The 23879-nt window shown below is 67.2% G+C and carries 23 protein-coding genes, 1 tRNA gene and 2 pseudogenes; 11 read left to right on the top strand and 15 right to left on the bottom strand.

The features are described 5' to 3' along the window. Positions 1-28: 28 nt before the first annotated feature. Entirely contained in the window at positions 29-346 is a 318-nt protein-coding gene (locus FN829_RS08105; protein ID WP_142986476.1) for a DUF5785 family protein, read from the bottom strand. 145 nt (positions 347-491) lie between these two features. Here FN829_RS08105 and FN829_RS08100 point away from each other — a divergent pair, with 145 nt between their 5' ends. Together FN829_RS08100 and FN829_RS08095 are read left to right on the top strand one after the other, a co-directional pair. Continuing rightward, entirely contained in the window at positions 492-3053 is a 2562-nt protein-coding gene (locus FN829_RS08100) for a methyl-accepting chemotaxis protein (protein WP_142986475.1), read from the top strand. A 63-nt stretch (positions 3054-3116) separates the two neighbouring features. Continuing rightward, positions 3117-3584: a hypothetical protein gene (locus FN829_RS08095; RefSeq protein ID WP_142986474.1), complete on the top strand. Its 468-nt coding sequence runs from the start codon at positions 3117-3119 to the stop codon at positions 3582-3584. A gap of 42 nt (positions 3585-3626) precedes the next feature. Here the strand turns inward: FN829_RS08095 and FN829_RS08090 are convergent, their stop codons facing one another. The 3 genes from FN829_RS08090 to FN829_RS08080 form a co-directional block, all read right to left on the bottom strand. After that, positions 3627-4454, bottom strand: a complete 828-nt coding sequence (locus FN829_RS08090) for an outer membrane protein assembly factor BamB family protein (RefSeq protein WP_142986473.1) — start codon at positions 4452-4454, stop codon at positions 3627-3629. 272 nt (positions 4455-4726) lie between these two features. Continuing rightward, positions 4727-4801: transfer RNA gene (locus tag FN829_RS08085), tRNA-Glu, on the bottom strand. 165 nt (positions 4802-4966) lie between these two features. Further along, entirely contained in the window at positions 4967-6031 is a 1065-nt protein-coding gene (locus FN829_RS08080) for a M20/M25/M40 family metallo-hydrolase (RefSeq protein WP_142986472.1), read from the bottom strand. A gap of 88 nt (positions 6032-6119) precedes the next feature. On the opposite strand from FN829_RS08080, the gene FN829_RS08075 reads away from it, so the two are divergent. From FN829_RS08075 to FN829_RS08065, 3 genes are all read left to right on the top strand, one after another. Further along, positions 6120-6413, top strand: a complete 294-nt coding sequence (locus tag FN829_RS08075; RefSeq protein ID WP_142986471.1) for a hypothetical protein — start codon at positions 6120-6122, stop codon at positions 6411-6413. Between the two features lie 53 nt (positions 6414-6466). After that, complete coding sequence (locus FN829_RS08070; RefSeq protein WP_142986470.1) at positions 6467-7426, top strand: zinc-dependent metalloprotease; 960 nt, start codon at positions 6467-6469, stop codon at positions 7424-7426. A gap of 95 nt (positions 7427-7521) precedes the next feature. Then, positions 7522-8001, top strand: a complete 480-nt coding sequence (locus FN829_RS08065) for a pyridoxamine 5'-phosphate oxidase family protein (RefSeq protein ID WP_142986469.1) — start codon at positions 7522-7524, stop codon at positions 7999-8001. Positions 8002-8007: 6 nt separating this feature from the next. Here FN829_RS08065 and tgtA read toward each other — a convergent pair whose 3' ends face one another. The 4 genes and pseudogenes from tgtA to FN829_RS08045 form a co-directional block, all read right to left on the bottom strand. Continuing rightward, positions 8008-9489 carry a tRNA guanosine(15) transglycosylase TgtA gene (tgtA, locus tag FN829_RS08060; protein ID WP_142986468.1) on the bottom strand — a complete coding sequence of 494 codons (1482 nt, stop codon included), beginning with the start codon at positions 9487-9489 and terminating at the stop codon, positions 8008-8010. A gap of 199 nt (positions 9490-9688) precedes the next feature. Then, a pseudogene (locus FN829_RS08055) lies at positions 9689-10504 on the bottom strand (Na+/H+ antiporter NhaC family protein); the annotation flags it as partial. 186 nt (positions 10505-10690) lie between these two features. Next, on the bottom strand, positions 10691-11461 hold the full coding sequence (locus tag FN829_RS08050) for an SIMPL domain-containing protein (protein ID WP_142986467.1): 771 nt from the start codon (positions 11459-11461) through the stop codon (positions 10691-10693). Between the two features lie 107 nt (positions 11462-11568). Further along, a complete protein-coding gene (locus FN829_RS08045) occupies positions 11569-12333 on the bottom strand; it encodes a Nif3-like dinuclear metal center hexameric protein (protein ID WP_142986466.1) in 765 nt (254 codons plus the stop codon). 238 nt (positions 12334-12571) lie between these two features. On the opposite strand from FN829_RS08045, the gene FN829_RS08040 reads away from it, so the two are divergent. Both FN829_RS08040 and FN829_RS08035 read left to right on the top strand, forming a co-directional pair. Further along, positions 12572-12982, top strand: a complete 411-nt coding sequence (locus FN829_RS08040) for a hypothetical protein (RefSeq protein WP_142986465.1) — start codon at positions 12572-12574, stop codon at positions 12980-12982. Next, entirely contained in the window at positions 12979-14103 is a 1125-nt protein-coding gene (locus FN829_RS08035; RefSeq protein WP_142986464.1) for an aminotransferase class V-fold PLP-dependent enzyme, read from the top strand. Before FN829_RS08040 ends, FN829_RS08035 begins: the two co-directional genes overlap by 4 nt. Before the next feature lie 151 nt (positions 14104-14254). Here the strand turns inward: FN829_RS08035 and FN829_RS08030 are convergent, their stop codons facing one another. Beyond that, complete coding sequence (locus FN829_RS08030) at positions 14255-15352, bottom strand: ABC transporter ATP-binding protein (protein WP_142986586.1); 1098 nt, start codon at positions 15350-15352, stop codon at positions 14255-14257. Positions 15353-15540: 188 nt separating this feature from the next. On the opposite strand from FN829_RS08030, the gene FN829_RS08025 reads away from it, so the two are divergent. The 4 genes and pseudogenes from FN829_RS08025 to FN829_RS16150 form a co-directional block, all read left to right on the top strand. Next, positions 15541-16596 (top strand): ABC transporter substrate-binding protein, encoded by a 1056-nt coding sequence (locus FN829_RS08025; RefSeq protein ID WP_246066470.1) that lies wholly within the window; start codon positions 15541-15543, stop codon positions 16594-16596. Between the two features lies 1 nt (position 16597). Continuing rightward, entirely contained in the window at positions 16598-17521 is a 924-nt protein-coding gene (locus FN829_RS08020; protein ID WP_142986462.1) for an ABC transporter permease, read from the top strand. 1 nt (position 17522) lies between these two features. Next, positions 17523-18416 carry an ABC transporter permease gene (locus FN829_RS08015; protein WP_094532761.1) on the top strand — a complete coding sequence of 298 codons (894 nt, stop codon included), beginning with the start codon at positions 17523-17525 and terminating at the stop codon, positions 18414-18416. A gap of 300 nt (positions 18417-18716) precedes the next feature. After that, a pseudogene (locus tag FN829_RS16150) lies at positions 18717-18893 on the top strand (RNA-guided endonuclease TnpB family protein); the annotation flags it as partial. A gap of 4 nt (positions 18894-18897) precedes the next feature. Here FN829_RS16150 and hemA read toward each other — a convergent pair. The 6 genes from hemA to FN829_RS07985 all read right to left on the bottom strand — a co-directional run bounded on the left by hemA (position 18898) and on the right by FN829_RS07985 (position 23804). Continuing rightward, on the bottom strand, positions 18898-20244 hold the full coding sequence (gene hemA / locus FN829_RS08010; protein ID WP_142986461.1) for a glutamyl-tRNA reductase: 1347 nt from the start codon (positions 20242-20244) through the stop codon (positions 18898-18900). Then, positions 20241-20927, bottom strand: coding sequence for a precorrin-2 dehydrogenase/sirohydrochlorin ferrochelatase family protein (locus FN829_RS08005; RefSeq protein ID WP_142986460.1), 687 nt, complete (start codon positions 20925-20927; stop codon positions 20241-20243). The genes hemA and FN829_RS08005 overlap by 4 nt, the downstream gene beginning before the upstream one ends. Before the next feature lie 26 nt (positions 20928-20953). Beyond that, complete coding sequence (gene ahbB, locus FN829_RS08000) at positions 20954-22039, bottom strand: siroheme decarboxylase subunit beta (RefSeq protein WP_142986459.1); 1086 nt, start codon at positions 22037-22039, stop codon at positions 20954-20956. A gap of 81 nt (positions 22040-22120) precedes the next feature. Beyond that, positions 22121-22588 (bottom strand): DUF7112 family protein, encoded by a 468-nt coding sequence (locus tag FN829_RS07995; protein ID WP_142986458.1) that lies wholly within the window; start codon positions 22586-22588, stop codon positions 22121-22123. Positions 22589-22597: 9 nt separating this feature from the next. Continuing rightward, positions 22598-22981 (bottom strand): 30S ribosomal protein S6e, encoded by a 384-nt coding sequence (locus tag FN829_RS07990; protein WP_142986457.1) that lies wholly within the window; start codon positions 22979-22981, stop codon positions 22598-22600. A 100-nt stretch (positions 22982-23081) separates the two neighbouring features. Continuing rightward, the gene (locus tag FN829_RS07985) at positions 23082-23804 is read right to left on the bottom strand and encodes a lipoyl protein ligase domain-containing protein (RefSeq protein WP_142986456.1); all 723 of its coding nucleotides are present in this window, start codon (positions 23802-23804) and stop codon (positions 23082-23084) included. Positions 23805-23879: the final 75 nt, after the last annotated feature.

Below are 23879 nucleotides of genomic sequence, written 5' to 3'. Positions count from 1 at the left end.
AGCGCCGAACCGCCGACGAAGCGCGGGACTACGCCGAGCCGCCGACGAAGCGCTCCGCACCCTCGTAGAACCAGTAGCCGTTCTCGCGCATCGCGCGCCCGAGTTCCTGGTGGAACTCGACGAAGTCCCCGAACTCCTCCTTCTCGACGCCCTCGAATATCTCCTCGACGGAGACGACCGTCTCGTAGTCGATCCGGATCGGGTGATCGCCGTACTGTTCGACGTAGTCGGCCGCCGAGAGCGGGAAGTCCTCCTCCTCGTCGATCTTCTTGGCGAGCACCGCGTGACCGTACTGTCGCATGCCCTCGCTCCCCTGTTCGCCGTCGGGGTCGTGTGGCCAGTCCATATCGGCGGTTCGCCGGGCGCGGGCATAGTGGTTACGGAGGCGGCGGCGACCCCTCCGGACTCCTCGAGACGTCCTCTCCTGTCTGATTATCTTATTTGATAGCTCATCGCGTGCGTTTATAACCCCATGTGAGAACCGCGGTACAATGCCAACTGACGACGAAGCAGGCGTCGCTCGGCGCCTCTACGACCGGCTCCGTGGCCGGTACTTCTTCAAGATCGCAGGCGTGATACTGGTCGTCTCGGCGGTGTTGCTCGGTGCGGGCGCGCTGACGTTCGACCAGGTCCAGGCCAGCGTCGAGGCGGACGCGGAGAACACCTTGATCACCTCGGCCGAGCGCGAGGCACGGGGGATCGAGGGCTTCATCGAGGAGGGCGAGGGCCACGCGGCGCGGATCTCCGACACGCGCCAGATCCGGACGTCGAACGAACACACCATCCGACAGGAGCTCCGTAGCAACGAACGGGCTCTCCCCGAGTACGTCGTCGACGTCCACTACTACGACCTCACGACCGACGAGATCCTGGTGAGCACCTCGCCGATGAAGGAAGGGACCATCCACACGATCTCCGACCGACCGTGGGCGGTCGACGCCAGCGCCTTCGGAAGCCACCAGTCCGCTCGCTCGTTCGAACCGTACGCCGTCGAAGGCGAGAAACGACTCGGGTTCGTCAGTCCCGTCACCACCGACACGGACAAGGCGATCGTGGTCACGGCGGACCTCTCACAGCGCGGTGATCTGCTGACGCCGCCGATCGAGGGTTCGAGCATGGAGGTCGTCTCGACGCGGACGGGTCGGGTCGCACTCGCCGGCGACGACGAGGCGATCCTGAACGAGTACTTCCTCATCGAGGAACTCTCGCACCTGCGCTCGGACGTGACCGAGTCGCGCGTCGACGAGGTGTCCGACTCACAACAGACCGTCGTCGACGCGGACCGACTCGTCGCGGCCACCGTCCCCGTCGAGGGCAAGCCTTGGGCGGTCGTCGTCGCCGCGCCCGAGGAGGCGGTCTACGGGACCGTCGGCGACGTGACCCAAAGCGTCCTGTTGCTGATCGGGATCGCGATCCTCGGACTGCTGGCGGTGGGACTGCTGATCTCCCGGGACGTGAACGGTTCCGTCGACGAGCTTCGCGGGTACGCCGAGGCGATCGAGTCGGGCGATCTCGACGTCGACGTCGACCGATCGCGCACCGACGAGTTCGGTCAGCTCTCCGCACTCATCGACCGGATCCGGCTGACGCTACGCGAGCAGATCGCGACCGCCGAGGAGGCCGCCGAGGAGGCCGCGACCGCGCGCGAGGAGGCGGAGGCGCTCTCGACGCACCTCGAAACGAAGGCGGACGACTACGGCGAGACGATCGACGCGGTCGCCGAGGGCGATCTCACCCGACGGCTCGATCCCGAAAGCGAGAGCGAGGCGATGACGGAGATCGCGGAGTCGTTGAACGAGATGCTCGACCGGGTGGAGGCGCTCGTCGTCGCCATTCAGGGCGCCGCGGAGACGGTCGGCGAGCAGAGTTCGGAGGTGACCGCCTCCTCCGAGGAAGTCGAATCGACGAGCGTCAACGTCGCCGAGAGCGTCGAGGAGATATCCGTCGGCACCGAGCGCCAGGAGGAGCACCTCTCGACGGCGGCCGCCGAACTCAACGACCTCTCGGCGACCGTCGAGGAGATCGCCTCCTCGACCGACGAGCTGGCACAGCGGTCGGCGACGACGGCGGAGAACGGCGAGTCGGGGCGCGAAAAGGCGAACGAGGCGATCGACCACATGGACCGGATCGAATCGGAGATGGGCAGCACCGTCGAGGAGATGACGGCGCTTCGCGACGAGGTCGAGCGGATCGGCGAGGTGGTCGGGCTGATCGACGACATCGCCGAGCAGACCAACATCCTCGCGCTCAACGCCTCGATCGAGGCCGCGCGAGCCGGCGAGGCCGGCGAGGGGTTCGCGGTAGTCGCCCGCGAGGTGAAGGACCTCGCCGAGGAGACCGCGGAGGCGACGACGGAGGTCGAAGACCTCATCGAGGGCGTCGAGGAGTCGACTCACTCCGTGGCCGACGACATGTTCGCGATGGAAGAGGACGTGGAACAGGGCCGCGACGTGGTCGACGAGACGGTCGACACGCTGGAGACGATCGTGGAGGACGTCTCCGACGTCAACGCCGGGATCCAGTCGATCAACGACGCGACCGACGATCAGGCGGACTCCACCCAGGAGGCGGTCTCGATGATCGACGAGGTCTCCGAGGTGAGCGTCGAGACCGCGAGCGAGGCACAGAACGTCTCGGCGGCGGCCGAAGAACAGACCGCGGCGCTCGCGCAGATCTCGACGAGCGCGGAGTCGCTCTCCTCGCGTGCCGACGAGCTCCGCATGCTGGCCGGGGAGTTCGAGGCGCGCGAGGACCGGGAGGTCGACGTCGACGCGGGGACGGACGGGGCGGACTCGCCGGTCGAGGTCGACGACGCTCCGGCCGACGCCGGAAGCGATCCGGCGAGATCGGACGCACCGCCGGCCTCCGGAAACCCCTCGACCTCCGCGGTGGAAACCGATGGCGGTGACGACGCGTTCCAGCCCGATGACGAGTTCCGGCCCGACGACGAGTTCAGACCTGACGATACGTTCCGATCGGATGACTCCTTCCAGCCCGACGGCGAGTTCCGATCGGACGACGGCACCGACGTGGACGGCTCCGGAGACGACTGAGACGCGTCTCGGTTCCGGCGACTCCACACAAGACACTTGTCCGATTCCCGTCGTGGTCCGCGCATGCGACGCAGAGCCCTCCTCGCGGTCGCGGCGACCGTCCCCCTCGCCGGCTGTCCGACGCCCCCGTGGGGCGAGATCCCCGAGAACGTCGACGGGGCCGCGGTGACCCTGCGGCGCGAACACACCGGCGCGTTCGATCCGGGCGAACCGGAGTATCGGGACGCCGCCGTCCTGGTCCGCGCGCTCGACGCCGACCCGTCGCGTCTCACGGTCAGAGGACAGTTGCTCGCCGGCGCCCGCGAGTGCTACCGCGTCGACCTCGTCGAGGCGGACCTGACCGAGTCCCGTCTCCTGCTCCGGCTGACGACCGAGGACGATCCCGACTGGGAGGGCGGCGCGTGTCACGACGTCGGCGAGGCACACCCCTACGAGGTCGAGGTCGCGTTCACGGCGGCTCCGGTCCCCGACCGGGTCGAAGTTCGACACGACGACGAGACGGTGCTCGAGGAGACGACCACGACCGACTGAAGCTCGGATGCGGACGGTTCACCGACGATCGATCCGTCGTCGTCACTCGTCCACGGCGGAGCGCGCGGCCACGCGGACCGCACCGTACAGGACGCTCGCGAGCGAGGTGGAGATCACGACGATGCTTTCGATCACGGACAGCGACGGAAGCTCCCACCCGGAGTCGTCGGGCGACGCTTCCGACCCGTCCGCGGCCGAGGAGTCTCCGTCGGTCGTCGATCCGCCGTCGTCGTCTCCGGCGGTCGATCCCCCCGTGGACTCCGCGTCTTCCGGTGACGTGTCCTCCGACTCGGTGCCCGTCTCCGTCGAGTCCGAGTCCGTCGAGTCCGACTCCGCGGACGATCCCCCGTCGAACGCCTCGGCGGTGACCAGCCGCGAGGACGCGCCGTCCGGAACGAACAGCCCGCCGGGAACCGGTACGGGTCCGTACCCGATCGCCGGGTTGTCGACGTCGAGGGAGAGCCGCTCGAGGCCGTCCTCCAAGCCGACGCCGACGACCCTCCCGCTTCGCGACCCCGTCGTCGCCACGAAGTACACCGTTCCGCCGGCGATCGTCGCGCCGCCGGTTCGTCGGCCGTCCTCCAGCGAATATCGCCACTCGAGTTCGCCGGTTTCGAGGTCGTACGCGTTACAGCGAAGGGGTTCGAACGGATCGTCGTCGACGACCGCGACGAACCCGTTGCCGGCTGCCAGCGGGTGATGCGCCTCTCCCCGGAGGTCGACGGCCCACTGCTCGACGCCGCCCGTCAACGACACGAGCCGAAGGTGTTGCTGTGTCTTCACGACGACGCCGTGGTCCGTGACCGCCGGTGGGGACAGGACGTCGTCCTCGATCGCGTACTCCCATTCGGGCTCGCCGTCGAACGAGATCGCTCGATTCCTGGGCGGTAGCCGGAGTCACGCTTCCGGCGGACAGCAACGCACCGCCCACGGTAGCGGTCGACACCAGCCGAAGCGCGTCCCGACGAGAAACGGAGGTTCGAGACATCAACTATCCGAACGTAAGTGGCATACGCATTAAACATCTCGGACGGATCCCTCAGGCAGCGACCGTTCGGATCGATCGGGCGAAACGGTTCGCCACTGGTGGGTTCGTAGCCACTGACAAGGTCGTGAGATCGCGAGAAAGCGACGGAGTTGGATGCTCCGGCAGGGATTTGAACCCTGGTCCTTGCCGTGAGAGGGCAAGATGATTGGCCGGACTACACCACCAGAGCGTGCGTCCGCGTTCCGTCGCGTTTCCGGGTAGGGCGTTCCACACTAAAACGGTTCCGTTTCGACCGCGCCGTGTCTCGGTTTGTCGCGATCTGATCGGTCGTTCTGTCGCGATCTGGTCGGCCGGTCACGGTCGCCATCGTCCGCGGCGATCGACCGCGAACGCGTCAGATATCGACCGCGAACGAGTCGACGTCCTCGGCCGCGTCGGCGACCGCCGCGAGCAGGTCCGCGACGCGGTCCAGGTCCTCGAGGTCGACCACCTCGACCGGCGTGTGCATGTACCGGTTCGGGATCGAGACGGTGAGCGACGGGACCCCGCCGCGGGCGGTGTAGAACGCGTCGGCGTCCGTGCCGGTGCGCGTCCCGGCCGCCTGGAACTGGACGTCGATCCCGGCGTCGGACGCGGCGTCGCGCGCGAGGTCGACGAGGACCGGGTGGTTCGCGCTACCGCGTCCCACGACCGGTCCGCCGCCGAGTTCGACGGGGCCGCGACGCTCGGCGTCGACGTCCGGGTTGTCGGTCGCGTGGGTGACGTCGACGGCGACGAACGCGTCGACCGCCTCGAGGTCGTGGCCGACCATTCGCGCGCCTTGGAGCCCCACCTCCTCTTGAACGGTCGAGACCGCGTGGACGGTGGCGTCGACGTCGGCCGCGGCGGCCCGGCGCAGCGCCTCCGCGGCGACCCAGATCCCGGCCCGGTTGTCGATCCCGCGGGCGGCGATTCGAGAGCCGACGAGGTCCTCGATCCCGCTCGAGAACGTGACCGGGTCGCCCACCGAGACGCGTTCGCGGGCCTCCTCGGCGTCGGTCGCGCCCACGTCGACGAACTGCCCCTCGATCGACTCGTACTCGTCGGCGTCGGGGTCGCGGAGGTGAATGGCGGTCTGCCCGACGACGCCCTGGACGGGCTCGTCGGCGTGGACCGTCACGTGTTGGCCCTTCGAGACGGTTCGATCGGATCCGCCGACCGGGGCGATCCGGAGGAAGCCCTCCTCGAGCACGTCGCGGACGATGAACCCGATCTCGTCGGCGTGACCCGCCACGGCGACCGTCGGCGCGTCCGGGTCGCCCTCGTGGACGGCGACGGCGTTGCCGTACGCGTCGGTCGTGACGTCGTCCGCGAACGCCGAGACGTGGTCGATCCAGACGCGTTGGGCCGCCGTCTCGAACCCGGAGGGGCTCGAGGTCGCGAGCAGGTCGTCGAGGAACGCGCGGCGAGGCTCGTCCATACGCCCCCGTTCGTATCGGGGAAAAAGAAGCTCGCGGTCCGCGAGGACCGACGCCACGGTTAAGCCGTCGGCGGGAGAAGGGATCGACATGACGAACAAGTCCTTCACCCTCCTCGAGATCCACCTCGCCGACGGCGCGATCCGGATCGACGGGAACCGACTCCTCGGCGGCGGAACCGACGCCGACGACGCCCACGCAACGGGTGACGCCGGCGCCGGAGACGGAGACGACGGATCGGAACGCCCGTCGTGGGCCTCGGCCAAGGCGGTGCTGGTCGCGCTGGCGGTCGCCGGGGTCGTGGCAGCGGCCGCGTTCGCGGCCGCGAGACTGCTCGGCGGCGACCTCGAGGACGCCGCGGCGATCGACGAACTCACGGAGTGACGGAGAGAGCCCCCCGACACAAGGGACTTGAGGCCGGCACGCGTCCCCTCGGCATGGACATCCTTCGAAGCCTCCGGGCGGTCTCCGAGGCGTCCGGGACCGGCGTCGTCGACTGGGCGAAAGCCGGGGAGGCGGCGAAGGCGAGCACGGAGCCGGGAGCGCTGGACCTGACGCCCGCCGACCGGCGGGGCTACGCGACGGACGTGCGGGACGCACGCGATCGGCTCCGGGAGGTCGCCGGCGTCGACTTCGCGGTCCCGGACGCGATCGAGGTCCAGAACCGCCACCACTGGATCGACGCGAATCTCGAGACGTTCCGGAACGTGATGGAGCCGATCGAGGCGGCGGCGACCCCGGCGATGCCGGACCTCTCGCGGGTCGTCAACACCGGTTCGATGGCGTTCGCGCTGGGGTTTCTCGCGCGGAACGTGCTCGGCCAGTACGACCCGCTGCTGCTCGCCGACGAGCCCGACGCCGACCACGGCCTCTACTTCGTTCACCCGAACGTCGTCGCGGTCGCCGCCGCCCTCGACGTGGCGTACCCCCGGTTCCGCCGGTGGATCGCCTTCCACGAGGTGACCCACGCCGCGGAGTTTGGCGCGGCCCCGTGGCTGTCGGAGTACCTGGAATCGCGCGTCGAACGCGGGATCGACGGGCTCGGCGCGGGCGGGCTCGACCCCGACGCGTTCGCCGAGCTACAGACCGCGATGACCGCGGTCGAGGGGTACGCGGAGCTGTTGATGGACCGCGCGTTCGACGACGAGTACGCCGACCTGCGCCGCAAGATCGACGAGCGGCGGGGCGGCGGCGGGCCGGTGACGCGTCTCGCGCGCCGGCTCCTCGGGCTCGGACTCAAACGTCGGCAGTACGAGCGCGGAGCCGCCTTCTTCGAGCGCGTCGCCGACGAGCGCGGGCTCGCCGCCGCGAGCACGGTGTGGGAACGTCCGGAGCACCTCCCGACGGACCGGGAGATCGACGACCCGGTCGCGTGGCTCGCACGGGTCGATCCCTGACCGTTTCCGCGCTCGATCGATCTCCCGCCGAACGCCCCGCGTCGACCCCGTGAACCGGACGGTGGTTTTAGGCCGATTCCGTCCGGATCGATCGCATGAACCTCACCGGCCCGTGGGACCGGTCGCGCGTCGACGAGTTCCTCGCGGACGCGACGATCCCGGTCCGTATCGGCTGTCGGACGCCCGCGGACGATCCGTGGATGGTGTCGCTGTGGTTCCGGTGGGACGGGGCGGTCCACTGCGCGACCGGCGCGGACGCCGACGTGGTCGGTTTCCTCGCGGCCGACGACCGCGTCTCCTTCGAGATATCGACGAACGACCCGCCTTACATGGGCGTCCGCGGACGCGGTCGAGCGACGACGACCGCGGACGGGGACAAACGGCTCCTCCGGTCGTTGCTGGAACGGTACCTCGGCGGGACCGACAACGACCTCGGCGATCGGCTCCTGCGACCGGAGCGCGAGGAGGTACACGTCCGGATCGAGCCCGAACGGCTCCACTCGTGGGACTTCACGGGCCGGATGCCGTCTCGGGCGCCCCCGGTCGAGACGGGTCCGTCCGATCCTTCCGAGTGAGCGAGCCTACCGGCCGAGGTCCCGGAGGTCGTCGACGGCGACGCGGTCGGGAACTCGGTCGAGCGCCGTCTCCGCCCACCCGTCGTGGCCGAGCGTGATCGCGGTCTCCGGGTTGGCCTCGACGAGCCGGCGAACCCCCTCGGCGGCCGCGGTCTGGGCCGCGGCGTCGACCCGCTCCGGGACCTCGGCGGTGAGCGGGTACGTCTCCGAGAGCGCCCGCGGGAAGGGGCCGAACGGCGGCTTGACCCGCCAAACGGCGTCGTGGTCGTGGCTCGAGGGCGGCTTCGACTCCGTGAGAAGCAGGTCGTCGGGCGTCTCGAGCCACGCGAGCCGATCGTGATGGCGGCCGACTTCGGGGCGGCGCGCGGCCTCGTGGGAGGTGTAGAAGAACGCGTCCTTCGAGACGGGATCGGTCGCCTCCAACTGGTCGGCGTGGTCGAGGAGGGCGCGGTAGCCATCGAGCATCGCCGGATGCCCGCGGGCGCGCCGGTCGACGAGTTCCAAGAGAGTCCCGTCGCGTATGGCGGCCTTGATCCGACGGATCTCCTCGAAGGTGACGTGGAGGTTGTGCTCGGCGAGCAGCCGTTCGGCCCGGTCGTCGTCGCCCTCGCGCAGGTCCGCAGGAGTGTGATCGGCACACACCGGACACGAACACGGGAAGTACGACATCTCCTCGAGGTGTTCGGTCCCCGACACGGTGAGGTAGCGGCCGTCCCGAGCCATCAGCGCGTAGGCGGCGGAGTCGAAGAGGTCACAGCCCATGGCGACCGCGAGCGCGAGCATCATCGGATGGCCCGCGCCGAAGAGGTGGACCGGGCAGTCCGGGTCGAGCCCGCGTTTCGCGGCCATTACCGCCTCGACGACGTCGGCGTAGCGGTAGGCGTTCATCAGGGGGACCATCGCGCCGACCGGAAACACGTCGAGGTCGGTGCCGGCGGCGTGCCGGCCGGCCGCCTCTCGGAGGTCCGGGTACTTCGACCCCTGGACGGGCGCATTGACGAGCATCTCCCCGGTCTCGGCGGCCTCCGCGTCGGCGAGCGCGCGCTCGGTCGTCTCGAGTTCGCGCTCCGCGCGGTCGCGGTCGACGTCCGGCGGCGTGGGCACGTCCACGGGCGTCGCCACGTCGCTGCCGATCCGGCGCTGGAACTCGAGGATCTCGGCGGTCGTGACGTCGATGTCGCCGTACTCGGCCAGCTGGAACGACCCCGAGTCGGTCATGATCGCGCCGTCGAAGTCGAGGAAGTCGTGGAGGCCCTCGGAGAGCACGCGGTCGCGGATCCGGTCGGTGCTCCGGATGATGTAGGAGTTCGTGATCAGCATCTCCGCGCCGAACTCAGTCCGGAGCCGTTCGGGCTCGACCGTGAGCACGTTGGGGTTGACGACGGGCAGGAGCGCCGGCGTCTCGACCGTGACGTCGGCGCGAGGGACCTCGAGCCGGCCGATCCGTCCGGCGGCGTCGTGGTCCCGGATCTCGAAGTGGTCGCGCATACCCCGACTGCGGGCAGCCGGGCGGTAAGGGTTGCGTTCGGGCGGGAACGGCGAACGCGTCCACCCCTGATTCGAACCCGATTCAGTCGGCGGCCGCCGGCGTCGGTCGCTCGGCGACGTCGAGCGAGCGCCCCGTCGCCGCGACGGCGAACAGCGCGAGCGGCGAGAGGAACGCGAAGAGGTAGTACGGGGCGTACTCGAGCGTCGGGAGCGCGGGGTACCCGCGGAGCGCCAGCCCGAACGTGACGACGAGCGGGAGGAACGCCAGCACGGAGATCGCGTACGTCTCACCGAGCGCGCCCTGTATCTCCGCGATACGGTCGACCGGGATCTCACCGGTCGCCCCGAGACCGAGCACGACGAACCCGAGGACGGCGAGTCCGAAGGCGGCCGCCGTGCCGTCGCGCATCCGTCGGATGTGCGCGTAGAGATCGGTGTTGGTGACGCCGGCGGCGAGGTTCGTCGTGTCCGAGAGCGGCGACTGCTTGTCGCCGGCGTACGCCCCCGAGAGAACCGCTCCGACGGTCATCGGGGAGGGGATTTCGAGACCCGCACCGATCCCGACGAACGCCACGCCGAGGGTTCCGACGGTGGTCCACGACGAGCCGATGGCGAACGCGACGATCCCGGCGAGGACGGCCGCCGCCGGGAGGAACGTCGCCGGCGTGAGCGTCGCCAACCCGTAGTACATCAGTCCGGGGATCGTGCCGGCGCTCACCCACGTCGCGATCAGCCCGTAGATGACGAAGAGGATGAGGATCGCCTGGAGTCCCATCACGAGTCCGTTGGCGACCCCTTCGAACAGCTCGTCCCAGTCGTACCCGAGCCAGAGGCCGAACGCGCCGACGGAGACGATGCTCCACAGAAGCGGCGGGTGCGGGTCCAACCCGAGCACCGCCGACCCGATGCCGAGAAACGCCACGACCGCGAGGACCGGAACCAGCGCCGCCGCGAACGACGGGCGCCGCTCCGGATCGAGGTCCTCGATCGTCGTGGGCGTGAACGATCGTGTCATCGACTCCAGGTATGCCTTTGAAGCATAAATAGTCGATGAATTATGCCCACAGTGTATGTATCACGGTACCGAGAGACACGTCAGCGAACGGCTCAGCCACTCGTCTCACTCCCTCCGCTCGCTCCGTCGTCTCACGGCGATCCGGCGAGGGATCGCTACAAAAAGAGGGGAGTCGACCGGTCCGCCCTACGCCTGCTCCGCGCCGAACACGACCCGGACCGAGACGGTCACGTCGACGTCACCGACCTCGATCCCGGTCCGAGGCGCGCCGCCGGCGTCTCCGGCCTCGGCCGCGAGGGCCGTGGTCGCGTACGGGCTGGTCCGGACGTTCGTCGTCGAGACGGTGTAGACGCCGGTCACTTCGAGGTCGGCGTTGGCGGCGAGCGTGTCGGCCTCGGCGTGGGCGTTGTCCATCGCGTCGCCGAGCGCCTCCGAGCGCAGTTCGTCCGCGCGCTCGTCCGAGAGCCCGAAGCGGACCTGCTGGACGCCGTCCGCGCCGGCGTCGACCGCGACGTCGATGACCTCGCCGACCGCGTCCACGTCGTCGACGCTGACGGCGTAGACGTGGACGCCGACGTACTCGCTGCGGTTCGCGTCCGGGCGCGTCTCGCGCGTCTGCCGGATGTCGTAGCGCTCGGTGCGGACGTCGTCCTCGCTCAGCCCCCAGTCGTAGAGGGCGCTCCGGAGCGCGTCGTCGCTCTCCGCGAGGTCTCCGCGGACGGTTCGCGCGTCGTCAGCGCTCGACTCGACCGCGACCAGCACGGTCGCGCGGTCGGGCTCCGCGGACGCCTCGCCCTGCGTAGCCACCTCGATCGACCGCTCGAGGTCGTTCGTCTCCGTCACCTCCGGCGATCCCGCGTCGCCGTCGGTCAAGGTCCCCGATACGCCCGAACAGCCGGCCATGAGGACGAGAAGCGCGATCCCGAGTCCGGCGAGGTGTCGTCTCTGTCGTGCCATACCGTCGGAGACGGCGGGAGAGAGCTATAACGTAGCGAATACACAAAGAACCGCTTGTCCGATCGGGTCGGACTACTCAGCGGCCCGCCGGAACCCGTTAGACCTCGCTAGAGGCCCGTCGGGTGGCTCACGTACGTCGTCTCCAGCCCCCACTCCTCGGCGAGTGACTGGAGCGAGCGAACCCCGAACGTCTCCGTCGCGTAGTGCCCGGCGAGAAAGACCGTGACCCCTGCCTCCCGCGCGTCGTGGTAGACCTGCTGTTTCCCCTCGCCGGTGACGAGCGCGTCCGCCCCGGCCGCGGCCGCCTCGTCGAGCCAGTCGGCCCCGGAACCGGTGACGACCGCGACCCGCTCGATCCGGTCCGGACCGAACTCGAGGACGCGGGTCCCGTTCGTGGCTCCCTCGAACCCGTCGAGCCGGTCGCGGATCGTCGCCGGCGGGAGCGGCTCGCCCGTCTCGCCGACCGTCCCGATCGCGACCGGCCCGAGCGTCCCGAACGGCTCCCGCTCCGCGAGCCCGATCGCCTCGGCGACGCCGGCGGCGTTCCCCAGTTCCTGATGCCCGTCCAGCGGGAGGTGTGAGACGTACAACGCGAGGTCGTTCTTCGCGAGCGCGGCGATCCGCTCGTACGTCTTCCCGGTCACGTGGTCGATCCCGCCCCACGAGATCCCGTGGTGGGTGACGAGGACGTCCGCCCCGGCGTCGGCCGCCGCCTCGATCGTCGCCGCCGCGGCGTCGACCGCGAACGCGACGCGATCGACCGATCCCGTCTCCGGGCCGACCTGGAGGCCGTTCGCGCTGGCGTCGACGTCGGCGTACGCGCCGGTGTCAAGCCGGTCGTCCAGCCGGTCGACGAAGGTCCGTAGCTCCATACGCGCCCGTACGGACTCCGGGAAAAAAGCGTTCCCGTCGGCCCGCGACGTACGGCGACTCCGCCTAGTTTAGACGTGGTATAGACCAGACGAGACGGGTGCCACTCGAGGAACAAAACCGAACAATGAGACACTCGTGGACGGATCCAGTTCTCCCGATACAGACACCAACCCACGTTATCATGAACGTCTAAACGGGCCCCAGAGGGTCTCTTATCGAACGATCGGTAGTTTCGGCATGTACCCAGACGAGAAGCATCTCAGTAATAGCCACGTGTCGACAGCGGAGTCGATCTACGCGATACGTTCCCTGAGGCGTTTGGTCTCGGTCATAGACGCTCCGAAGTCGAGCGGCACATTCTCTAGCTTAACGCGACTCTCACGGGCTGCGGAACAGTTATACGAGCAAGCTATAGTGTTAGAAACTCCTGAAATGAGCTGGCAGTTGTCCTTCTCGAGCCAGGACGAATCGCCCCGCCCGGACAGAGAGTGCGACACCACATCACACGTCCTGACGGAATTCGCATCGGTCGGATCCGATGAATATATCGAGGAGTTCATCGGCGAACGGGTCGCGGGACGGGACGTGAGCGAGCACGTGGTTTCGGCGTCGATCGACGTCTCAAACCAAACCGAGGGAGATAGATGAATCTCAACGAGTTCAGAGCGACGATTCCATCAGTGAACGACGTGACGTATCTAAACACCGGGTCGAGTAGCCCGAACAGCGTCGATGTCGTCGAGTCGATGCAGGACTTCCTCGAGTATCACGGCTACGAATCACCGACCGGCCCAGGCATGTACTCGCCCGTGTACGAAGTCTTCGAGAAGACACGGAAGGACGTAGCCACCTTCCTAAATGCCCGACCTGAGGAGGTCGCCCTGACACAGAGTACAGGCGACGGCATCAGTCGGGTCGCGAACGCCATCCAGTGGAACGATGGCGACACGGTCGTTCGAACCGACCTCGCACATCCCTCCTTCGCCGTCCCGTGGAGTGCTCTCGAACGGGATTTCGGCATCAACACGACGGTCGTAGAGACGACCGATGGACACGTCGACTTGGACGATGTGAAGGACGCCGTCGCGGACGCGCGACTCGTGTGCCTCAGTTCCGTCACGCGTAACTACGGGACTCGACTCCCGGTCGAGACGATCACCGAAATTGCCCACGATGCGGAAGCAGAAGTCTTGGTAGACGCCGTCCAGTCCGTCGGACAGGTTCCAGTCGACGTGACCGACTGGGGGGCAGATTACGTCGCTGGAGCGAGTCACAAGTGGCTGGTCGGGCCGTGGGGGGCCGGGTTCCTGTACGCCTCCGAGGACGTCGTCTCGGACTTGCGTCCCAGACACCGCAGCTATCGTGGCGTCGATAGAGACTCGGAAGAGTTTACACTCCATCCTGACGCGCGCCGTCTGGAGGTGGGGACGAGATCCGCCGCACCGTACGTCGGGCTTCGAACGGCACTTGATCGAGTTTCCTCGATCGGCATGGAAACCATCGAAAGCAGGATAGAGTCGCTAACCACGCTTCTGAAGGACGAACTGCCGGCGTCAGCGCTCTTGTCACCGCGTACGTTCGAGTCGGGATTGGTCGCGGTCGATGATGACACGCCAGAACGAACCGTCGAACGATTGGCAAACCACGACGTTCAGGTACGGTCGATCTCCGAGCCAGATGCGATCCGCCTCTCGATTCACGCGTTCAATACCGAATCCGACATCCGGCGGTTTCTTTCGGTATACGACGACAGTGGTGGGAGTCCGTAGGGTACGCTCAGGCCAGTAGCTGGATCGCCTTCGTGTTTCGTCTTTACCGGCAGCAGCGACCGCTGTTCGCCATCCGCATGAACAACGACCGATTCACGGAGATGTACGGGGGAAGCCAACGACTTCAGCCGGGCTCCTGACCCGCAGTCGTTCAGAAGACTACGGGCGCCCCTTCGACGATCTCTAGAGCCGTCCGATCGCCGACGGAGATGTCAGTCTGTCGCCCCTGAATCACGGCTTGGATCTCGTCAATGGCGGCGTCAGGTTCGACGACGTAGTTCGTCTGATCGCCCTGGAAGTATCGTTCCCGGACCGTGCCGCTGATCGCTCCCGACTCGCCGATCTCGAAGTCCTCGGGGCGGATCGAGACGGTGGTCTCCCTCGCCGATCCGGATGCTGGGACGGTGAACCCTTCCTCGCCCCCGACCTCGGCGACCATGGCTCCATCCTGCTCGCGGATCTCAGCGTCGAAGAGGTTCGTGTCCCCGATGAAATTGGCGACGAAGGGGGTGGCGGGCTCGCGGTAGATCTCTTCGGGACTGCCTATCTGCTCGATGTGACCCTCATTCATCACGGCGATACGGTCGGAGAGCGTCATCGCGACCTCCTGGTCGTGGGTCACATAGAAGAAGGCACCCTGCGTCTTCTCGTGTATCTTCCGGAGCTCGACTTGCATTAGCTTCCGCAGCTTCCGGTCGAGCGAGGAGAGCGGCTCGTCAAGCAACAACACGGCGGGTTCGTTGACCAACGCACGCGCAAGTGCGACCCGCTGTTGCTGCCCGCCGGACAGCTCCGTGGGGTTGCGGTCCTCGAATCCCGAGAGATCCACGAGATCGAGGTATTCCGAGATACGCTCCTCGCGGATTTTCTCCTCCGACCTGTCGTCGTCGTGGGTTCCGGGAAGGCCTTTCTTTTTCAGTCCGTAGCCGGTGTTCTCGGCGACAGTCAAATGCGGGAACAGCGACAGATGCTGAAAAACGAGGTTGGTGTCTCGCGCCTCCGGCGGGACTGACGCCATTGACTGTCCGCCGATGCGGACTTCCCCGTCGGTGGGATGTTCGAAGCCGCTGATCATCCGGAGGGTGGTCGTCTTGCCACAGCCCGAGGGACCGACGAGCGTGAAAAACTCGCCCTGTCGAACGGTGAAATCGATGCCCTCGACCGCGACGAGGTCACCGAACTCCTTGCGGACGTCGTCCAATTCCACGAGTGTCTCATCACTTGTAGCGGTCTTCCCTTGCGATGCCATGGCACGGCGTTTCCAAGATTCGAGTATAAACTTACCGACTGAAGGATCGAATGTCATGATACATAATTTTATAAAAGGGTAGTAAAAACTACGCAGTTGATATGTCTGACAGTTAGACTGACGGCGATCAGGCATCGAGCGGTAACAGTACGGTCTCGCGGCGGACCTACATAGCGGGTGCCGGTGCGGTGGGACTCACGGGGACCGCAGGCTGTCTCGGTGGTCTCGGTGGTGGCAGTGGCTCACAGACGATCAATATCCTGACGTGGGAGGAATACGCGGACCCGGACATCAAATCCAGGATCGAAGACGAGGTGGGAGTCACGCTGGAGATCACGAAGTCGACCTCCTCCTCGAAGATGTTCTCTTCGTGGAACTCGGGTCAAAACGAGCAGTACGACATCGCGATCCCGAACAACAACTACGTGCCGAAGATGATGGACGCGGACCTGGCCGCGCCGGTCAACGAGGACGTGATGACCAATAGCGGGGACATTTACGAGGTGTTCAAGGGGTTCCAGGAGTCGCAGTTCACCAGCGGCGGTAACACGTACGGTGTCCCGATCCGCTTCGGGTGGTACGGCTACTCCTACGACTCGCGGGAGATCTCCGAGGACCACGAGCAGAGTTACGACATGCTGTTCAACGACGAGTACTCGGGGAACATCATCATGTACGACAACCACTTCAAAGCCATGTCGGGAGCCGCGTTGTACCTCGGGTACCGCGACGCATTCGAGGGATCGTCGGTCAGCCTCTCGGAAGACCAGATCGAGGAAGTGAAGAACACGATGATCGACCAGAAGGACATGCTTCAAGGGTACATCGCCGCCGACCCGACCTACATTAAGCAGTTCAATCAAGGGAACTTCGTCATCGGCCAGTCCGGTCGCAACGAGATCGTCGAGATGTGGTCGAACGGCAAGAGTTGGCCCAAGATGGCGGCACCGAAGGAGGGATCGCTGGCGTGGTTCGAATCCGCGGTCGTCTCGAAGGCGTCAGACAACAAAGAGGCCGCGTGGAAGGTCATCAACGAGTATATCTCGCCCCAGAACGGTGCGTCCCTGGCGAAGACCGGGTACTCCCCGTCGGTCAATCCCAAGACCCAGGAGCACCTGAGCGACGAGCAAAACGAGATGTTCGGAGCGATCGATCCCTCACAGCTGGAGTCGATGATCCCGTTCAAGTCTGTCGAGAACGAAGACGCCTGGCTCACTGCGTGGGAGGAGATCAAGTCCGCGTAAGATGGCCGCAAGCACAGACACCAACAACAGATCGCTGCTCCGGACGGCCAGAGGCAAGCTCGCTCTGACCGCCGGACCCTCGACGATCTGGCTTGGCCTATTGCTGTTGGCGCCGCTGACGTTCATGGTGACAGTGAGTTTCATGAACATCAACGAGGCGTACAACATCGTCTGGCAGCCGTCGCTGGACAACTACGGGCAACTTACCGGCCCCGGTCTACCCTGGGAGAGCTCGTTCTGGAACACCGCGTTCATGGAATCGCTGCTGCTCTCGTATGTGATCGCCATAGTGACAACCGTGATGTGTTTCTCGCTTGCCTTCCCCCTCGCCTATCTGCTCGCACGGAAAGGCGGGCGGGTGTTCAAGATCGTCATCTTCCTCGTGCTCCTCCCGTTCTTCACGATGTACCTCGTGCGGGCCTACTCGTGGCTGTTGATGTTCGGTCCGAACGGGGTTCTCAACGCGACGCTGCTCAAACTCGGGATGATATCCGAGCCTCTAGCCGTGTTCAACTTCGGGGTCCCGGCGATCATCGTCGGTCTGACGCACGCATACTTCCCGTACATGCTACTGTCGCTATACGCGAGCCTCGACGGCATCGACTTCTCACTCGTCGAGGCGGCCCGTGATCTCGGTGCGTCGCGTCCGGCAGTACTGAAAGACGTCATTCTCCCGCTCGCGTTACCGGGAATCATCAGCGGGAGCCTGTTCGTGTTCGTCCCCTCCCTCGGGGCCTTCATCACGCCACGTTTCCTCGGACAGGGGAAGGTATTGATGATCGGCCAACTGATCGAGGAGCGCATCAACTCACTGTACGCGATCGGCTACGGTAGCGCTGGCTCGATGTTCATCGTCTTGACCATCGTCGTCGCGTTCGCCCTGGCTTTCCGCTACGTCGACGTCGACGAACTGGGAGGTGTCTGAGATGGCGACTAACACGGAAAACACGACTGACGTGACGACCGTCGAACGGTTCTTTGACCACCGGACCCGCGAGCGCTGGCTGCGCCGGGGACTCTACGGAATTGCGGGGCTGTTGCTCGTGTTCCTGTGGATCCCGCTCGCAGTGATGGTATTCCTCTCGGTTGCACAGAACGCGAGCACCCTGTTCCCGTTCGAGGGGTTCACCCTCCAGCACTACGCCGCGACGTTCTCCGATCCCGGACTGATGATGGCGCTGTTTAATAGCGCCCAGGTCGCGACGGTTGCGGCGTGTATCGCAACGGTGCTCGGCGTGCTGGCCTCGTTCGCCCTCGCACGCCGGGAGTTCCCGCTGAAGTCCGCGTTCCGGACCTTCGGCATCCTACCGATGATCGTTCCCGGCGTCGTTCTGGGTATCGCGCTCCTGATCTACTTCCGGACGCTGCTGTCTGCGATCCCAGTAGTGGGTGACCTGTTCGTCCCTGGGTTCCTGACCCTCGTGTTGACTCACTCCGTGTACGGGTTCCCGTTCGTCCTTCTCATCGTCTCCGCCCGGCTGTACACCTTCGACGAACAGTTGGAGGAGGCTGCGCGGGACTTGGGTGCGAGTCCGCTGGAGACCTTCCGGGATGTGACGCTGCCGATCATCGCCCCGGCGGTCGGCGCGGGCTTCCTGTTCGCGTGGATCCGATCGTTTGAGGACTTCATCCGTGCGTTCTTCACCAAGGGCACGATGGACGTGCTGACGACAGCGATGTTCTCGATGATCAAGTACGGCGCCGCGCCGAAGATGAACGCGATCTCCGCCTTCATCGTCCTCGTGATCGCGATCCTTCTCGCAGTGGCGATGAACCTCGGAAACGTCACCCAGTACGTCGCCGGCGGACCCGACGAGTAGGGTCAGCCGTCTGGCCTTCTTTTCGGTTCGCACCGTCCCGGACGAGCGTGCCCACACCTACCGGCGTCGCGCTCGTGCCGGTTGGACGGTCGCCAGAGAAAAGAATCCGAAGAGTGACTTGCGGAAATCCGACAAGAGCTGCTCGTCATGTCACACTAGTTGGCGAACTCACGACAGGCCGGATCTCGAGGGTCTCGACCGCTAAACCGTCTTCCGCCCACCTGTAAAATCGAGGGAGTATCCCATCTTTGGGCGCGGAATGGATCGTAAGCACGGCCGACTCCTCCTCTCGGAGACACGCACGGTCAACTCCGCCTCTCGAAAGGGTTCAACGTGAACGAGTCGCGGTCCGGTTTCATCCTCACAGCGTACGAAACCCGCCTCGACGTGGAAGCCGAGAACGTCCAGCGTACGTGCCGTCCAGAGCGGGGACTCCACCTCGTCCGTAAGAAGTGGGTTCCGGTCGAAAACGCACCCAGCGTCAGTCGTCGAGCTCCTCGGTCGCCGAGTCGGGGACCGCGCCCAGCGGCGCGCCGGCGGGGGCCTCGACGTCGTCCTCGGAGCCGCCGGGCGTCTCCGGCAGCGCGTCGAACTCGGGGTCGAACAGCTCGAGCGCCGTCCGGATCGTCTCCCAGTCGTCCTCGCCGGCGGCGTCCCGGAGCGACCGGGTCGGGGCCGCGAGCAGCTGGCCGACGAGCGCGTCCGCCATCGCCTCGACGGTCTCGCGCTGGTCGTCGGTCAGCCCCCCCTGCGCCTCGAGCTTCGTGAGCGCGCGGTCGAGCTCGCGGGCCTTGACCCGGTCCGCGCCGGCGTACATCGCCGAGATGGCGTCGTCCGCGCGCTTGCGCTTGTACGACCGGAGGATCCGGTCGAGCTCCTCGTCGATGATCGACTCCACCTCGCGGGCCTCCGTCTCTCGCCGCTCACGGGTCTCGCGGGTGACGTCCTCGAGCGCGTCGATGTCGTACAGCGAGACGCCCGACAGATCGCCGGCCTCGGGGTCGACGTCGCGCGGCTGGGCGATGTCGATACACACGACCCGATCCGTGCCGGCGAAGGTCGTCTGGTCGAGCACCGGCTCCGGGCTGCCGGTCGCCGCGATCACCAGATCCGCGTCGGGGACCACGGCGGGGAGGTCGCTCAGGTGGACGACCGAGGAGTCGGTGTCGACCTCCTCGGCGACGTACCGCGCGTTCGGGACCGTCCGGTTCGCGACGACGATCTCCGAGACTGCCGTAGCGTCGAGCGTCCGCGCCGCGAGCGTCCCCATCTCGCCGGCCCCGATGACGACCGCGGTGCCGTCGCTCAGGTCGATCTCGCCCGCCGCGAGCCGGACCGCCGCCGAACCGAGCGAGACGACGCCCTCGTTTATCGACGTCTCCGTGCGGGCGCGCTCGCCGACGTGGAGCGCCTTCGTGATCGCGTCCTCTAAGACCGGGCCGATCCCGCCGGCCGACCGGGACTCCTCGTACGCCTCCCGCATCTGGCCGATGATCTGGTCCTCGCCGAGGACGAGGGACTCGAGCCCGGAGGCGACTCGCATCAGGTGTTCCAGACTCCCCTCGTGGTCGAGTCGACGAACCGCCGCGCCGCGGACCGACGGCGCGAACGACTCCAGCGCGTCCCGTCCCTCCGTGGTCCGGTCGGTGACGACGTACGCCTCCGAACGGTTACACGTCCGGATCGCGAACGCCTCCTCGACCCCGTCGCGCGCGAGGAGATCCGAGACGGTTCCTCGGACGCTCTCGCCGCCGGCGGCGTCGATCTCGTCGATCGTCGCGGACCCGTGAGCGACGCTCACACCCGTGATGGCACCCGGCTCGTTCATCGGTCGACGACCTCCTCGATCACGTTATTTGCCTCGGTTCGAGCCTTGGATCTCCCCTTTTGTAAACCCTTCCAAACCCCCTCGGATCGCACGACTTGACGGATCGCCTCCCGACGGATCTCGGGGGCGACGCCGGCCGTCGAGAGCTCCTCGCGCAGCTCTCCCGTGAGTTCGGCCATCGCGCCAGCACCCTCGATCTCAGCACTGATCCGCTCGCGGAGCGCCTTCGAGAGCGCGGGGCTCTGCCCGCCCGTCGAGACCGCCACCCTGACCGGGTCGTCCGCGACCGTCGCCGGGACGACGACGCTCCCCGGATCGCGACCGCCGGAGACGTCCGTGCGGTTGACCAAGAGCCCGGAGTCGAGCGCCGTCGCCTCCGCGGCCGCGTTCACCGCCCGGTCGTCGGTCGAAGCGACCACGAGCGCGGGCGCGACTCGGTCGATCCACTCGGATACCGATTCGGCGTCCGGGGCGGCACGGACCAGTTCGATCGACGGCGGGGCGTCGTCGCCGCCGCTCCCGTCGTTCCCGGTGGCGGCCTCGATCAGCCGGTCGTCGAACGCCGGACTGACGACGACGACGCGCGCCTCCTCGACGAAGTTCAGGGCCTTCCGCCGGCCGACCGCGCCGCCGCCGACGACGAGGACGGTCTCCTCGGACAGGTCGTGGTACAACGGGATCATTGGGTGAATGCCGTCTCCACGGCGGATCAGGCCGTGTTGCTGTCGGCGCGCTCCTCGATCCGGATACCGGTCTTCTTCAAGATTCGGGTCGAGAACAGCGTGTCCCAGTCGTCGGGACCGACGTCCCAGCGGTCGGCCATCGTCTCTCTCACCTCCGCGACCCGACGCTCGCTCTCGGTCTCGGTCCGGCCGTGCGTCATCGCGAAGAAGTTGTACTCCCAGACGCCCGCGTGCCGTGGGCGCTGGTAGCAGTGGGTGACGAAGTCCAGTTTCGCGACCGCGGGACCGACCTCCTCTAAGACCTCCTCGGGAACGTCCCAGACGGTCATCCCGTTCTCCGTGTACCCGAGCGCGTAGTGGTTGGGGATGACGCCGACCCGGCGAACCTTCCCCTCCAATCGGAACCGCTCTATCGTCTCCACCACCCAGTCGACGTCGGCGCCGATCGCCGCCGCCACGTCGGCGTACGGCGTCTCCGTGACGGGCAGCCCGCCCTGGATCTCGACGACGAGGTCGCGCTCCGCGGGCGAAAGCGTCGACCGGCCGGACGGCTCGACGTTGGGGGCCAGATCCGAGAGGTCCACGTCACCGTCCGAGACCGGCCCGTCGACGAGGAACCTCGCGCCGACGTGGAACTCCCGGAGTTTGGGGAGGTTGTACGTCTCCTGGCCGGTGGCCGCCTCGATCTCCGCGAGCACCTCCTCCACCCGGTCTCCCCCGTCCTTGTCGGGGTCTGGGTGGTCGGCGACGCTCACGACGAACCACATGTTGAGGTGCGGGTGCTCGCGCTCGTAGTTGTGCGCCACCGCGGTGAAGTTGTTGACCGTCTCCGCGACCTCCTCGTAGCGCTCCTCGGGCGCGTGCATCGCGACGAGCGAGGCCGCGCCGCCGATCTCCTCGGCATTGACGAGCGCGCCGAACCGCGAGAGCACACCCGACTCGTCGAGCTCCCGGACGCGCTCGCAGAGCTCGGAGCCGGTGACCTCCAGCCCGCGTTCACGGAGCGCGGCCGCGGCGGGCTCGAACGGGCGCGCGGTCACGGGGAACCCACCCTGGAACGCATTGATGATCGCCCGGTCGAGCGCCGTCAGATCCGCGTCGACCTCCTTCATGTACGGGGGTCGGGGTCGCGAGAGAATAAGGGATCCGGCCCGCGTCGATCGGGGCCGCGCTCGGTCGGTCGCGGTCGCGACTCAGCCGTCGAGGTCGCGTGCGATGTCCGAAAGCGAGGATCGGGGACCGCGGTTCGCGTCGTAGACCGCGCGTTCGCCGGGGATCCGGAGGCCGTACAGCTCGCCGGGAACCACGACGTCGAGGACGACGCTCTCGCCCGGTTCGCGGTCGTTGGCGGCGAGCCACTCGGCGATCCGGTTCTCGCCCGCGCCGGGATCGCGCGCGAGCCGCCGGTTGTCGTACGCTCCGCGGAGCAACCGGCCCGTCGCGTCCGCGATGACCCGCGCGTGGTACTCCTCGCGGTCGATGACGACCCTGACGACGTCCCCGTCCGCGAGCGAAAGCGACGTACACGATCCCGACTCGACGCGTCCCTCGAGGTCGGCGTCGTCCGGGAGGCGGACGCAGGGGCGTCGGGTGCCGCCGCTGCGGGCGAGCGTCACGCGGACGGACGCGACGCTCTCGTCGTCGGAAGGAACGCGGGGCATGAAGGGCGACTACTCGTCGTCTTCGAACGCGGCGGCGACGTCGCCCTCGCCGTCGACGACGGAGACGTTGATCTGGGCCACGTCGTCGGCGATCTCGCGACCGCGGACGGTGATCCGCTTGCGCTCGCCCTCGCGGGACGGCTTGAATCCGACGCCGCCTTCCAAGAGCAGTTCCTTCAGGCGCGTTCCGGAGACGTCCTCGCGCATCGGTCGGCCCGTCTCGTCCGAGCCGCCGGTGACCTCGACGGTGTGGTCCGGGAGTCCGACGGCGTCGCCGCCGATCTCGTCGCCCACGTCTCGACCGAGGAACCGGTTCGCGTCCTGTCCGTCGACCTCTCGCTGGAACGTCTCGCCGGTCTCGGGGTCGGCGACGACGACTTTGAATTCGGCCATGCGCAGACCGAGACGCCCGCGAATAAAAAGCACGTCGAAAGCGCGACACGCCGAGAGCGCGTCGAACCGTCCTCTCGCCGCGATCGTGGCCTGTTTCGGCTCACCACGGTTCGACGCCGACCCGCTCGGTTCGCCAGGAGTCGGCGTTCGACCGGTCGATCAACGCCCTCTCGACGCCTCGCGCGACTCGTTCGGCGTCAGCGGGACCCCCGGCCTCCGCGATGCTCCCGATCGAGCCCGGGTCGAACGGAACGTCGAGCGCGTCGTACACCGATTCGAGGACGGTCGCCAACGCCGCCGCGTCAGACCGCGAGACCACCAGACAGCCCGCGACGAGCGCGGCGTCGGCGCGGACTCGCTGGGCGATCCCCGCCAGCTTTCCGCCTCCCGGCTTCCCGCCGTCGCCGACGCGAAGGGAGTGGTCCCCCGGACAGAACGACCGGGATGGCTCGCCGCGCGAAACCGCGGCTCCGATCCCCTCGAGACCCGATCGAACCGCACGGGTCACCCGCGAGTACCGCTCGTCGATGCGCCCGCGGTCCCGATCGAGCGGGATCGAGACCGCGAACGTGAGGGTTTCTCCGGTGTGCGCGACCGCCCTGCCGCCGACGTCGCGCTCGTACGGAGTGAACCCGGCCGACTCGGCGACTCGGCGCGCCCGGTCGTACCCGGGTTCCCGCGCATCGCGCCGACCGAACGCGACCTGCCGGGGAGGCGTCCAGACCCGCACGCCGGGACGGCCGTCAGCCGCGTCCGCGAGAAGCCGGGCCGTGTGCTCGCGGTCGGCCCGAATGGTCGCCTCCCGTCCCCGAAGCACTCTCATGTGACCCGCGACGGAGCGGACCGACAAACGGCTTGCGTCCGGAGGCGGTCGCCGTGCGGAATGGCGCAAAGGTTT

The sequence above is a fragment of the Halorubrum cibi genome (genome assembly GCF_900182635.1).
Classification (GTDB): Archaea; Halobacteriota; Halobacteria; order Halobacteriales; family Haloferacaceae; genus Halorubrum; species Halorubrum cibi.
The sequence above is the reverse complement of the archived record's forward strand: the minus strand, read 5'-3'. Positions and strand labels throughout refer to the sequence as shown.